Below are 231 nucleotides of genomic sequence, written 5' to 3'. Positions count from 1 at the left end.
TTGGCGACCTTAGATCAGGCTAGCGGTGGTGAGCTAATCGTTTGTGGTGAAAGTATCTCCAAGCTCAACGAAGAACAGCGTGCGAATGTGCGTTTGAAGCATATTGGCTTTGTGTTTCAGTCCTTTCAACTGCTGCCACACCTGACTGCTGTTGAAAATGTGATGCTGCCGTTACGGCTTCATGCATCCTTTAACTTCGCTGAAGCGGAGCAACGCGCTTTGAGTTTGTTG

1 pseudogene is annotated in these 231 nt (G+C 48.5%); it reads left to right on the top strand.

From position 1 onward, the window contains the following. A pseudogene (locus RRF55_RS28235) lies at nucleotides 1-231 on the top strand (putative ABC transporter ATP-binding protein YbbA); the annotation flags it as partial.

The sequence above is a fragment of the Klebsiella sp. K47 genome, from assembly GCF_051858335.1.
Taxonomy (GTDB): domain Bacteria; phylum Pseudomonadota; class Gammaproteobacteria; order Enterobacterales; family Enterobacteriaceae; genus Klebsiella; species Klebsiella pneumoniae.
Note: the sequence above shows the minus strand (reverse complement) of the source record. Positions and strands in the feature narration are given on the sequence as shown.